Origin of the sequence: Methyloversatilis universalis EHg5, from assembly GCF_000378945.1 — a bacterium.
Taxonomy (GTDB): Bacteria; Pseudomonadota; Gammaproteobacteria; order Burkholderiales; family Rhodocyclaceae; genus Methyloversatilis; species Methyloversatilis universalis_A.
Genome location: NZ_KB900539.1, coordinates 2451456 through 2463262, shown reverse-complemented (window position 1 = coordinate 2463262; position 11807 = coordinate 2451456). Strand labels below are relative to the sequence as shown.

Here is an 11807-nt window from a genome sequence, read left to right as displayed (position 1 = left end):
GTGCATCCGCGGCTGCCCTCAAGCGCTGATGCGGGCCGTATGGGTCCGGAAGCTTGCCGGCGGGGCTGCCGGTTCCTGCGTCACGCAGGCCGGCATGACCGCCATGTCGAGGTGCAGCAGGCGTGCCGGTGCACCCACCCGTGCGCAGGTACGCTCGGGGCCACGCACGGTGAAGCCGAACTGTCGCTGGTAGTAGCGCATATGCCGCGGATTCACCTCGATCACGCAATCGGTGGCCCCCAGCGCCATGCGCCCGAGCAGCAGCGCGCGCCGTATCAGTTCGGCCGCCAGATCATGGCGGCCCGCCCAGGCGCGATCGATCGCGAAGCGGGTGTATTCCACCAAGCGGCGGCCCTGCCGGCGCAGTTCGCCCACATGTTCGGCAAAGCCCGCTTCCGCCTGCAGCCGGACACGGGAACCGCTGCGCACGGTGACGGTGCCGATCACCCGGTTTCCGATCCGGGCCAGCAAGGTGCTTTCGCCCTGCCGGGTATTCGCGTGCGGGGCGTCGTAGCCGCGCTGGCCATAACAGGTCAGGACCAGCTGGCGTGCAGCCGCGAACTCGTGCTGGTGCGAAGCAATCAGGTATTCGACGCGTTCGGCGGCGCAATGAGTGGTCATGCGTGTCATTATCGAGGGAAATAATCCCACAAATAATAGCCGCATTCCGAGCTGCGGACCAGCCTCATCGACCGCTGTGCGCGGATAGGGACGATCAGTGAAGACGCGGTGCCTGATCGTGAGCGATGCAGGGCGGCGGTACCGCCATGTCCAGATGCAGCAGCCGGGCCGGCGCGCCCACCCGCTCGCAGGTGCGCTCCGGGCCGCGCACGGTGAAGCCGAACTGACGCTGGTAATAGCGCATGTGACGCGGATTCACCTCGATCACGCAGTCGGTCGCGCCCAGCGCCACCCGCCCCAGCAGCAGTGCGCGCCGTATCAGTTCGGCCGCCAGATCGTTGCGGCCTGTCCAGCCCCGGTCGATCGCGAAGCGGGTGTATTCCACCAGCCGCCGGCCCTGGCGGCGCAGTTCGCCCACGTGTTCGGCAAAGCCCGCTTCGGCCTGCAGCCGGGTACGGGTGCCGTTGCGCACGGTGACGGTGCCGATCACCCGGTCACCTATCCGCGCCAGCAGCGTGCTTTCGCCGGGATGCGGCCCCGTACTTTCCGTGTCGTAGCCGCGCCATCCGTAACAGGCCTGCACCAGCGCGGCGGCGGCGCTCAGTTCGTCCGCGCTCGACGCGATCAGGTATTCGATTGCGGGTGCCGCCGGGGCTGACCCGGCGGCAGGCACCGGATACACCCGGGGTCGGGCACGGTGCAGCGGGAAGGGCAGGAAACGCGCGTCATTTGCGGCGTCGTGGCGCAGACGGGGTGACATGGAAGCCTCGCTCGGGTCATTTGCAACATTCGGCAAAGCTCCGGGCGTCCGTGACCGGTTTCCTTGCTGCGTGCGCAGGCTGAGGTTGCCGCATTGCATGCGCTTGATGCGGAGTTGAAGCTTTCATGTCAGCCGGCGTCGCACGCGGTGCAGTGCAGCAGGCGCCGCGATCGCTGCATGCCTGCAACCTGACTGGGCACTCGCGCAGCAATCTTGTGGCGGACAGGCCGCAAACCTGATGCCGGCCCGGTCGGCAGAGATCCGGAGGCCGTTGCGATGGCACTGCTTCTGCAGGAAAGACGCTTCACCGCGACCGGCCCCGTGCCGGTCGCGAGCCCCTGTGTCGCCACCGACCGGCGAAAGGGGGTTACGGCCGCAGAGTCAGTGCAGTGTGCCGATGCGCGCGACCGCGGCGGCGGTGGCTTCGGGCGAGGCGTCGGCCACATCCATCCACACCGTGCCGTCGTCGCCGGTGCGCGCCTGCAGGCCCATCGCGGCCAGTACCGCGATCACCCGGGTGCGCAGCATGTCCAGTTGCAGCGCACGCGCGTCGCCCTCGCTGGCGGAGGCGCCGGCCAGCAGCGCGGCGATGCGCGGCCATTCGCGACCGAGGATGGAGGCATCCAGCCCGGCTTTCAGTTCGGGCGCGATGTCGGCGGCAGAGCGGCCCAGACCGGCGAGATAGCCCAGGCTGAAGGCGGTGGTCTGCATGAGCAGCGCCAGCCGTGCCATCGACAGCCCGGCCAGTGCATCGAGATTGCCGTCGATGCGATAGTCGGCGCGGGCACGGTCGCAGGCGGCCGGCAGTTCTTCCAGCAGGCCGAGCAGATGCGGCAGCAGCAGGTCGGCGTTGTTCGGCAGCGACCAGGCGCTGGCGCGGTTGGCGCGGTATTCGTCGAACATGCGGGCCACGATGGGCGAGAACTGCGCTGCGAGCGCGTCGGCCGGTGAGGCCGCTGCCGCTTCGCGCGCCAGTTCGCCGCGCCACAGTTCGCGGTGGATCAGATGCACCAGCTGCAGCAGCTGGTCGGCCTCGCCGCCCAGCGCCTGTTCCACATAGGGGGCGGCCAGCGTGAGCGTGCAGCCGTCCGCGTCGTCGCTGCGCACCAGCGGCGGGACTTCGGCCTGCCCTTCGGCGGCGGGCGCCCGTTCGTCGCTCACCACCAGCGCCTTCAGGCGTTCTGCCGACAGTGCGCTGTCGCGTGCGTACAGCCGGGCCAGCAGATCGGACAGCGTGGCGCGCAGCGCCGGCGCGGCCGATTCCAGCCGCGCACCGAGAATATGAACGGTGGTCATCATGCAAGTCACTGATTCGTCAGGGCGCGCAGCATAACGGCGCAGCGTGCGGGCGTCCATGCCTGTGCGAGCCAGTGCTTTCATTTCAGAGGTGCTCGTCGGCGCGCGGGCACCCCGTGGAGGCGGCGATCCCGCCACGAGAGGCCTTTGATCTGCCGCCGTCTCCGTTTCAGAGCCGAATCGCGGCGAGTCGCCGCTCCCACGAAACCCGCCCAGTCCGTCGCCCAGACCCGGTGGGAGCGGCGCCCTCGCCGAGAAGGGCCTTTGATCACGCGTCGTCTCTGTGTCCGCCGCGCACACCCAAAGCCTGCGCGATGCGGCGATAATCCCGACCGGTCATGACAAACGGGCGATGCTCGATGGCGAACAAAGCGGTGATCGGTTGGGTGGCGGCGCTGGCAGTGGCGGCCGCGGGCGCAGGGGCCTGGTGGCAGTTCGGGCGCGATGCGGGCGGGCCGGGTATCGCGGCGGTGGGCGACGATCCGTCCGCGCCGTTCGCGGTCATGGGCTGCGCGGCGCGCAGCCGCGACGGCGGGCCGGCGCTGGCGGTCACCTTTTCGCGGCCGCTGGCCGGGCGGCAGTCGCTGACCGAACTGATGAAGGTGACCGATCTGGGCGAGACCGAAGGCGGTCGCGACGCGGCGGACAAGGTGGCCGGCGGCTGGGTGATCGGCGACAACCCGCGGGTCGCCTATTTCGGCGGCGTGCTGCCGAAACACCGCTATCGCATCGATATCGCCACCGGCGTGACGACACGCTCCGGCGAAAAGCTGGCGGCCGCCCACCAGTGCGATACCGCGGTGGACGACATGCCGCCGGCGCATTTCTTCGCCAGCCGCGGCACCGTGCTGCCGGCCGGCCAGAACGGCGGCCTGCCCGTGGTCACGGTCAATACGCCGGAAGTCGATGTCGAGTTCCTGCGGGTCGAACCGGCCCAGCTGCCGGCCTTTCTCGACAAGGTGTATGGCATACGCCGCAATGCGCCGGCCGAAGGCGAGGAGGGCGGCGAGGGCGAATATTACGAGGGCGAGTACTACGACGGCGGCGGCGTCGATCTGCGCGGCCGCACCTCGGGCTGGTATCTGGACCAGTTCAAGGATCTGTCGACCAGCGTCTATATCGGCCGCTTCCTGACCGACGACAAAAAGGATCGCCGTCACGTCAGCTTCCTGCCGGTCGAGAAGATCAAGGAACTGCAGGAGCCCGGCGTCTATATCGCGGTCATGCGCGCGCCCGGCAGTTTTGCCGGTGACTATCAGACCACCTATTTCCACGTCAGCGACATTGGCCTGCATCTGCACCGCAATGGCAGCCGCATCGATGCCTTTGCCACCTCGCTGAAATCCGGTCGCGCGCTCGACGGCGTCGAGTTCGAACTGCTGGATGGCGACGGCAAGCGGGTGGGCGCGCTGAAGGGTGACGGCGATGGCCGCGCTGCCTTCGACGCGGTACCGGCCAATGCCCAGCTGGTGATCGCCCGGCGTGGCCGCGAAATGTCGGTGGTGTCGCTGGCCGAAGCGGCGCTGGATCTGTCCGAATTCGACACCGCCGGCCTGCTGCCGGCGCAGACGAAGCTGTTCGCCTGGAGCGGCCGCGACCTGTACCGGCCGGGCGAACAGTTCGAGGTGTCGCTGCTGGCGCGCGACGCCGACGGCCGCGCCATCGCCGCACTGCCGGTCAGCGCCACGCTGAAGAGGCCGGACGGCCGCACCGTGAGCCAGCGCGTGTGGAAGCCCTCGGCCGAACAGCCGGGCTATTACCGGCAGCCGATCGCCATTCCGGCGGACGCCCAGACCGGCAGCTGGATGCTGGAACTGCGCGCCGATCCGGCCGCGAAGCAGCCTGCCGCGCTGATGCGCTTCAGGGTCGAGGAATTCCTGCCCGAGCGCATGAAGCTCACGCTGAAGTCGGACGAACGGGTGCTGACCGAAGGCGCGCCCTTCGACATCGGCGTGCAGGGCGACTACCTGTACGGCGCACCGGCCGCCGGCAACCGGCTGCTGGCCGCGCTGGCGGTCGAGCGGCTGCGCTTCGCGCTGCCGCAGAAGAAGCCGGGTTTCATTTTCGGTGACTTCGCCGACGACAGCGTGAAAGGCCGGCGCGAACTGGAAGAAAGCGCGCTCGATGACCGCGGCGCCGCGAAGGTCGAGGTGCCGTATGACGCCGGCAGCGCGAAGTCACCGCTGTCGCTGCGGGTGGCGTTCTCGCTGCTCGAATCCGGCGGCCGTCCGGTGGTGCGCTCGGTCGAGCGCGCCTGGTGGCCGGCGCCGGCGCTGGTCGCGGTACGCCCGCTGTTCGAGCGCGACGTCGCGCGCGAGTCGTCGCTGGCCGAATTCGAGATCGGCCGCTTCCTGCCGGACGGCGCTTTCGCACCCATCGACAAGGCCAATGTGCGGCTGTTCAGGGAAGAGCGGCAGTACTACTGGCGCTTCGACGACCAGCGCGGCTGGCATTCCGGCTTCAGCGAAAACGACGAACTGGTCGATAGCCGCAGCGTCGCGCTGAAGGCGCAGGCCAAGGTCGGCTTCCCGGTCACCTGGGGCCGCTACCGGCTGGAAATCGACGACCCGCAGTCCAGGCTCACGATGCGCTACCGCTTCTACGCCGGCTGGGGCGCGCAGGACAACGAGGCGCTGGGCAACCGGCCGGACCGGGTACAGGTGAAGCTAGAAGGCGCGCCCTACAGGGCGGGCGATACGGTGAAGGCCACGGTCACGCCGCCGCACGACGGCGACGCGCTGGTGCTGGTCGAGGGCGACCGCGTGCTGTGGGCGAAGCGGGTGAAGGTGAGCGCCTCCGGCACCGCGATCGAGGTGCCGCTGGACAAGAGCTGGAACCGGCATGACCTCTATCTGTCGGTGATCGCCTTCCGGCCGGGCAGCGAAGGCAGCCGGGTCACGCCGGCGCGTGCGCTCGGTCTGGCCCACCTTCCGCTCGCGCGCGAGGACCGCCGGCTCAAGGTGGCGCTGGACGCGCCGGCCAAGGTCGAACCGGAAACCAAAACCACAGTGAAGGTGAAGGTCGATGGCGCCGCCGGGCAGGCGGCCTGGGTCACGCTGTCGGCAGTGGATCAGGGCATTCTGAACATCACGAAATTCCCGACGCCCGACCCCTTCGCCTACTTCTTCGGTCGCCAGCGCTACGCCGCCGACCTGCTGGACCTGTACGGCCGGCTGATCGAGAAGATGGACGGCTCGCGCGGCCGGCTCAAGTGGGGCGGCGACGCCGGCATGCGCGATTCGCAGAGCATGCCGAAGAAGGTGAAGCTGGTCGATCTGTTCTCCGGCCCGGTAAAACTGGACGACAGGGGCGAAGCGGCGATCACGCTGGCGCTGCCGGATTTCAACGGCAGCCTGCGGCTGATGGCGGTGGCGTCCACCCCGGAGCGCTATGGCCACGGCGAGCGCGAACTGACGGTGGCCGCGCCCATCGTGGCCGAACTGGCCACGCCGCGCTTCATCGCGCCGGGTGATCGCGCCACGGTGGCGCTGGACGTGACCAATCTGACCGAGTCGCCGCAGCAGATCCGGCTCACGCTGTCGGCCGAATCGCCGGCGCGCATCGCCGACGGCAGCCGCACGCTCACGCTGGCGCCAAAACAGCGCGAAACGCTGCGCTTCGACGCCGAGGCGGTCGAGGCCGAAGGGCTGGCGCGGCTGAAGCTGGTGCTCGACGCGAGCGGCGGTGCGAAGCCCCTCCATATCGAACGCGAAGCCGCGCTGCAGGTGACGCCGCCAGTGGCGCTGGAGCGCACCGCGCTGCGCATCAAGGTCGAGCCGGGTGCGCGCCAGGTGATCGATGCCGCGCTGCTCGAAAGATTCTGGCCGGCATCGGCCACGCTGGCGGTCAGCGCGTCGTCCAGCCCGCCGCTGAACATCCGCGAAAGCGTGCGCGGCCTGCTGCGCTACCCCTACGGCTGCGCCGAACAGACGGTCAGTTCGGCCTGGCCGCATGTCATCGTCGATGACGCCTATGCGAAGGAACTGGGGCTGAAGCAGTACAGCCGGGCCGAACGCGCGGCCATGGTCGAGGGCGCCATCGGCCGGCTGGCCGGCATGCAGGGCGCGGCCGGCGGCATGACCATGTGGGGCGGCGGCGAGTACGAGCACTGGATCACCGCCTATGTCGGCGGCTTCCTGATCGACGCGAAGGCGGCCGGCTTCACCGTTCCGGAAAGCTTCCAGAAGAAGATGGGCGACTGGATGCTGAAGGAATTCCAGCTCGCGCCGTCGCAGATGCCGCGGCTGCCGGCGCAGGTCGGCACTCAGCCCGGCCAGATGGATCTGCTGCGCGGCGCTCACCTGCGTTTCGCCAACGCCGCCCATCTCGGCTACGTGCTGGCGCGCGAGCAGCGCGCGCCGCTGGCCACGCTGCGCCTGCTGCACGACGAGCACCGCCAGCTGGCGAAGTCGCCGCTGGCGCTGGCCCATCTCGGTCTGGCGCTCAAGCTGATGGGCGACGAGGCGCGCGCCCGCGTCGCGCTCGATGAGGCGCTGGCCAGACCCTATGGCCTGCGCGGGAACGACAGCGAATACGAGTGGCTGGGTGACTACGGCAGCCCCTTGCGCGACCGCGCCATGCTGTACGCGCTGCTCGCCCGGCACGAGGTGAAGCTCGACCGCGCCGCCAACCTGCTGTTCGAACTGTCGAACGACACCGCGAAACGCCGCTGGCTGTCCACCCAGGAACAGATCGCCATGGTGATGGCCGGCCGCGCCGCCGGTCTGGGTGCCGGCAAGCCGTGGTCGCTGACGCTCGAAGGGGGTGAGGCCTACAAGGGCGAGAAGCCGGCCCTGCTGCCGCTGGACGCCGCGGCCGCCCGCAAGGGCGCAGCCCTCACCAATACCGGCGAGGCGCCGCTCTATGTCGAGGTCGAGGGCGCCGGTTATCCGAAGGTCGCGCCGCCGGTGGACAACGGTCTGGGCAGTGCGCAGCGCACGCTGTTCGAGGCGGACGGACGCCCATGGGGCGGCCGCGCGCTGAAGGTGGGCGATCTGATGCTGGTGCGGGTCGAGGTGAGGCCGACCCGGCGTGCCGACGATGCGCTGGTGGTCGACCGCCTGCCGGCCGGTCTGGAAATCGAGAACCAGAACCTGTCGCAGGGGCCGCAGGCATCCGAATTCGCGCTGCAGCTGCCGGGCGGACAGACGCTGCGCGTGATGGATACGCTGACCGACAATCGGGTGAAGCACCGCGAGTACCGAGACGACCGTTTCGTCGCGGCGGTGAAGCTCGATGCGGCGCCGATGAACCTTGTATATATGGTGCGGGTGGTCACGCCCGGCCGCTACAGCGTGCCCGGCACCTTCGTCGAGGACATGTACCGTCCGGAACTGCGCATCATCGGTGAACGCGGTGCGCCGCTGGACGTTGTGGACAGCGTGGCGGGCCGCCGGTGAGCGCGGGTCGCACAACAGGAGACATTCGATGAGACCGAACCGGTACACCAGCCTTTCCGCTGCCTGCGCTGCGGTGCTTGGCATCGCCTTGCTGGCCGGTTCTCTGCCGGCACAGGCCGATGGGGCGGCTGAATTCGCGGCCTGGAGTACCGCCGCCCGCAAGCGCTGTGATGCTGACGCCCGCGACAGCGGCAAGCTGGACGAAGTGCTGTTCCACCGCTGCATGGTCGATGCGCACGAGCGCAGCGGCTGGGTGGCGCAGGACCGCATCGAACGCTGCCGCGAGAAATCCGGCGCCTTCTGGGGCAACCGGCCGGGCGAAAGCGATGAATCGCTGTGGAACTGCCTGCAGCGCGAAGCGCGCAAGCAGGCCGATGCCGGCACGGTGCCGGCGGCCGCGGCGCGCAACCAGCACGGCTCGCTCGAGCGCGCGGCCGCCCGTCGGCCGGCCTGTGAGGCGTGGGCACGCGACAATATCGAAGAGGGCGGCCCGGTGCTGAGTTATGTGTCGCGCTGCATGTACGGCACCGCGTCGCCGGCCGCCATCGGCGCGGAAATGAGGCTGGGCCGGCCCGGGACCGACGAAAGTTCCGCGCTGTCGCAGATCATGCCTGCCGACAATCCGGTGCGCGCCGGCAACCGCGCCTGGTGCGCCGACCAGAACGCCGGCCGCGGCGATTCCGGCCACCTGCGTTTCGACTGCGCCTGCGTGGATGACCTCACCGTGCGCGAACAGCGTCTGCGTCGCACCGACGACGGCCGCATCGCGCAGCGCCGCTTCGACCTCAAGCCCTGCATAGACCGCGCGGCCACGGCCGACATCGTGGTGAAGGACATGGGCGGCCGCGGCCTCGACAACCTGCTCGACCGGGACAGCGAGATCCGGACCCGCGACGCCTGCTACCGGCGCGCGGTCGAGCGCGATCTGGACATCGGGGTGGTCGCCGACCGCAGCCGGCTGCGCAAGGAACTGGAGAAGCGCTGCAAGTAGAGTGGGTGACCCGGTCCGGAGCCCGGTTCGGTGGGCGCGGCGCCCTCGCTGCGATCATTCCCTTCACAGGCATGCTGGCCTGATTCACCATCCGCATCGCGGCGAGGGCGCCGCTCCCACAAGGGTGGCGCTCCCACAGAGTTGCTGATCGGACAGGGCGCTGACCGCGCTGACCGCGGAAGGCTTTTCTTTCGCGCGGTCTCTGTCCTGATTACGGCGGCCGTTTCGGCCTCAGGCCGCGTTGAAATACTGCCGGATGGCTTCGTCCGAGGTGTGGGTGTTCAGTTCGCTCACCTGCATCACCACGCTGCCGCTGGACCACATGTAGTGCTTGCGGAACCACTCGCGCAGTTCGGGCGAGCCCTTCTGCATCGCGCCGATGCGGCCGGCTTCGACCAGGAAGTGCAGCGCGCGGTCGGCGCCCGGGGTTTCCCGGGTGACCACGCGGTGTTTTTCCATCGGATGGAACAGCCGGCCCACGTCGTAGGCGGTGACGGTGGCCGGCTGGGTGGCGAGTATCTGATCCAGGCGCTCGACTGCGGTCACCCAGGCATCGTCCAGCTTGAACCGCTGCTTCACGCTGCTCAGCCAGGCGCGGAGCAGCGGGACGTAATCGTGTTCGGTGGCGCGTTCTGTTGTCATTCTGTCCATCCTCGTCGGGGGGCCGGAGTGGGCGGCGCTCAGCGTATCGACCTCGATATCGGCGGCAATGACGGCGGCTTGAGGGCGAATGCGCAGGGTGTTGTGCCGTATTCGACCATCCGCATGACCTGCTTCCACCGATGAGCGGCGGCCGGGGTGCGCTGTGCTCAGCGTGCGAGCGGGTCGTGGTCGGCCGGCGCCAGTCCGGCCTCCATCGCCGCCTGCAGCGCCTCGATCAGCCGGTCGGCGGACACCGGCTTGTACAGCACCGGCAGGCCGCTGGCGCGGGCGCGCTGCAGGCGGTCGGGGGCGGTGTCGCCGGTAATGAGCAATGCGGGCAGCGCTTCGCCGGCTTCGGCGCGCAGCGCGGCGATCAGCGCCAGACCGTCCTCGTCGCCGCGCAGCCGGAAGTCGCAGATGAGCGCGTCGACCGGATCGTCGCGTTCGCGGGCTGCCTGCACTGCGGCACGCGCCTGGCTGCCGTCCTCGGCCAGGGCCACCTTCATGCCGGCGCCTTCGAGCGCGGCGGCGGTCGAGGTGCGTACCTGGGCTTCGTCGTCGATCACCAGCACATGCAGCGCCCAGTCGGCCAGCGCGGGCGCGGCCGGCGCCACGTCGGTGTCGCTGCGCGCCGGCGGCAGGGCGAGCGGTGCCCACAGCCGGAACAGGGTGCCGTGGCCCGGCTGCGAGCGCAGCGCGAGCGGCATGGTCATCAGGTCGGCCAGCCGGCGCACGATGGCCAGCCCCATGCCCAGGCCGTGCGCGCGGTCGCGCTCCGGGTTGCCCACCTGATAGAACTCCTCGAACACCCGCGCCTGTTCGTCCGGCGGAATGCCGATGCCGGTATCGCGCACCTCGATCGCCACACCGCCGTCGCGCAGTCGGGCGCCGACCAGTACGCCGCCTTCGCGGGTGAATTTCAGTGCGTTGTGCACCAGATTGCCGAGCAGGCGCTCCAGCAGCTGCGGGTCGCCCAGCACCCAGTGCCGGCCGGGGCGAAAACGCAGCATCAGGCCACGCGCTTCCGCCTGCGGGCCGAAACTCGCATCCAGCGCGCGGCACAGTGCGGCCACCGACACCGGTTCGCTGCGCGGGCGGATCACGCCGGCATCCAGCCGCGATACCTCCAGCATTTCGTTGAAGGACATTTCCAGCGCATTCACGCACTGCATCAGGTTGTCGGCCAGCGCGCGTTCGGCGCCGCTGTCGAGCCGGCGCTGCAGCGCGGTACCGAACAGCCCGAGCGAATGCAGCGGCTGCCTCAGGTCGTGGCTGGCCGAGGCGAAGAAGCGGGTGCGTTCTTCGCTGGCGCGGCGGGCGATGGCGATCTGCTCTTCCAGCTGGCGCGCCAGCGCCTCCTTCTCATAGCGGCTGCGCAGCGCCTCGGTCAGCAGCAGGTGCTGCTGCAGGCCGAAATCGAGATTCACGTACAGATAGACCAGCGCCGACACGCCCATGAACAGATGCAGCGCGTCGCCCTGCCACAGCATGGCGCTCGACAGGCCGAGCATGACCGGTATCGGAAAGCTCAGCAGCGCGCGCCGGTGCGGCGCCAGCGAGGCGATGGAGCCGGTGGTCATGCCCATCAGCACCAGCATCATCAGCGCGGTCACCAGCGCGTTGTCACGCGGGAAGAACAGCCAGGGCGACAGGCCCCAGATCGACGCATTCACCAGCAGCGCGCGGGCATACCAGTTGCCGGCGGTGGCCGGGTCGCGCGCCTCCGGTGGCGTGCGCAGATAGCGCCGGCAGCCGAGATAGCGCCACAGCTGGCAGCTGTGCAGCAGCGCCGCCCACAGCAGCGCGCCGCGGTCGCCGGTCTGGGCCCAGGCAATGGTCCAGAACCCCAGGCCGACGAAAAAGGCGGCGATGGCGCCGCTCCAGCTGGTGCGCATCATCGAATCGACCTGCTCGCGCAGAATGCGCGCGCCGATGTCGTCGGTGTGGGCGGGGACGGTCATCGTGAACGCGGGCGCCGCAGCGGAAGGCGGTGGGCGAGGGGGCGGAGGCGGTTCATCGGTCGCAGCCAGAGGCAGGTCGGTGGGCGTCGCGGGCGAAGGGCAGTGTCGGCATCGCCCGTAAGGCTGTCAATCTGCAT

General features: G+C 69.6%; 7 protein-coding genes. 2 read left to right on the top strand and 5 right to left on the bottom strand.

Features of this window, described 5'->3' with window-relative positions; all coding sequences use genetic code 11:
• Positions 1 to 18 precede the first annotated feature (18 nt).
• From METUNV2_RS0111345 to METUNV2_RS0111335, 3 genes are all read right to left on the bottom strand, one after another.
• Positions 19 to 621 (bottom strand): N-acyl amino acid synthase FeeM domain-containing protein, encoded by a 603-nt coding sequence (locus tag METUNV2_RS0111345; protein WP_018229594.1) that lies wholly within the window; start codon positions 619 to 621, stop codon positions 19 to 21.
• A gap of 94 nt (positions 622 to 715) precedes the next feature.
• Entirely contained in the window at positions 716 to 1381 is a 666-nt protein-coding gene (locus METUNV2_RS0111340) for an N-acyl amino acid synthase FeeM domain-containing protein (protein WP_018229593.1), read from the bottom strand.
• A 381-nt stretch (positions 1382 to 1762) separates the two neighbouring features.
• Positions 1763 to 2677 (bottom strand): hypothetical protein, encoded by a 915-nt coding sequence (locus tag METUNV2_RS0111335; RefSeq protein ID WP_081618569.1) that lies wholly within the window; start codon positions 2675 to 2677, stop codon positions 1763 to 1765.
• A 359-nt stretch (positions 2678 to 3036) separates the two neighbouring features.
• Here METUNV2_RS0111335 and METUNV2_RS0111330 point away from each other — a divergent pair, with 359 nt between their 5' ends.
• Together METUNV2_RS0111330 and METUNV2_RS0111325 are read left to right on the top strand one after the other, a co-directional pair.
• Positions 3037 to 8076, top strand: coding sequence for an alpha-2-macroglobulin family protein (locus tag METUNV2_RS0111330; protein WP_018229591.1), 5040 nt, complete (start codon positions 3037 to 3039; stop codon positions 8074 to 8076).
• Between the two features lie 28 nt (positions 8077 to 8104).
• A complete protein-coding gene (locus tag METUNV2_RS0111325; protein ID WP_018229590.1) occupies positions 8105 to 9067 on the top strand; it encodes a hypothetical protein in 963 nt (320 codons plus the stop codon).
• 231 nt (positions 9068 to 9298) lie between these two features.
• On the opposite strand, the gene METUNV2_RS0111320 is transcribed toward METUNV2_RS0111325, so the two are convergent.
• Together METUNV2_RS0111320 and METUNV2_RS19135 are read right to left on the bottom strand one after the other, a co-directional pair.
• Positions 9299 to 9709, bottom strand: a complete 411-nt coding sequence (locus METUNV2_RS0111320; RefSeq protein ID WP_018229589.1) for a hypothetical protein — start codon at positions 9707 to 9709, stop codon at positions 9299 to 9301.
• Between the two features lie 167 nt (positions 9710 to 9876).
• Complete coding sequence (locus METUNV2_RS19135; RefSeq protein ID WP_018229588.1) at positions 9877 to 11670, bottom strand: ATP-binding response regulator; 1794 nt, start codon at positions 11668 to 11670, stop codon at positions 9877 to 9879.
• Positions 11671 to 11807: the final 137 nt, after the last annotated feature.

Excerpts from the sequence above, each read along its gene's own strand:
- METUNV2_RS0111340 (WP_018229593.1), bottom strand. The coding sequence starts at position 1,381 with ATGTCACCCCGTCTGCGCCACGACGCCGCAAATGACGCGCGTTTCCTG.
- METUNV2_RS19135 (WP_018229588.1), bottom strand. The coding sequence starts at position 11,670 with ATGACCGTCCCCGCCCACACCGACGACATCGGCGCGCGCATTCTGCGC.
- METUNV2_RS0111320 (WP_018229589.1), bottom strand. The coding sequence starts at position 9,709 with ATGACAACAGAACGCGCCACCGAACACGATTACGTCCCGCTGCTCCGC.
- METUNV2_RS0111325 (WP_018229590.1), top strand. The coding sequence starts at position 8,105 with ATGAGACCGAACCGGTACACCAGCCTTTCCGCTGCCTGCGCTGCGGTG.
- METUNV2_RS0111330 (WP_018229591.1), top strand. The coding sequence starts at position 3,037 with ATGGCGAACAAAGCGGTGATCGGTTGGGTGGCGGCGCTGGCAGTGGCG.
- METUNV2_RS0111335 (WP_081618569.1), bottom strand. The coding sequence starts at position 2,677 with ATGACCACCGTTCATATTCTCGGTGCGCGGCTGGAATCGGCCGCGCCG.
- METUNV2_RS0111345 (WP_018229594.1), bottom strand. The coding sequence starts at position 621 with ATGACCACTCATTGCGCCGCCGAACGCGTCGAATACCTGATTGCTTCG.